This is a genomic window from Gilliamella sp. B14384G12 (assembly GCF_016101825.1).
GTDB classification, from domain to species: Bacteria; Pseudomonadota; Gammaproteobacteria; order Enterobacterales; family Orbaceae; genus Gilliamella; species Gilliamella apicola_N.
On sequence record NZ_JACFPU010000045.1, the window covers coordinates 1 to 489 of the forward strand.

The following is a 489-nucleotide window of genomic DNA, read 5'->3' on the forward strand; positions in this document are numbered from 1 at the left end:
TGTCTTAAGGAATACTGATATTTAAGAGCTAAAACAACTAACGTTTTTTCTTTGTTTGTTGTCGTTTTGCTTGTTTCAGCTCTTCCAACTTTTTTAGAACAGCATTTTCTGCTCGTAAATAAGCGATTTCCTCTTTTAATGCTTCAATTGTTTTTTCATCATCACTGTGAGTGGGTTCAATACGGGGTTTCTTCATACATGGTCTTCCTCTGGAATGATATTCAAGCCCTCGGAAACCTTTTTTATGATATCTATCAAGCCAAACAAATAGAAGCCCGGGGGAACTTAAATTAAGCATAGCACTAGTGTGCCCGAGAGACCAATCATTTGTCCACATTAATTTTAGTGCTTGTAATCTTGCTTCGGCATGACGTAAATGAGGTGTTGGTTGAAAGGAGTTATCACCATGAATCGCAACCACTTGCGACCAATACCGAATCTGACTAGAAGATATCGCATATTTTTTTGAAAGAATTTCCGATGATTCTC

General features: G+C 37.4%; 1 protein-coding gene. It reads right to left on the reverse strand.

The genetic code is table 11. The features are described from left to right. Window positions 1-37: 37 nt before the first annotated feature. Window positions 38-489 (reverse strand): helix-turn-helix domain-containing protein (locus tag H3S73_RS13585; protein ID WP_198248927.1); only part of this gene is annotated, 452 nt, incomplete at its 5' end.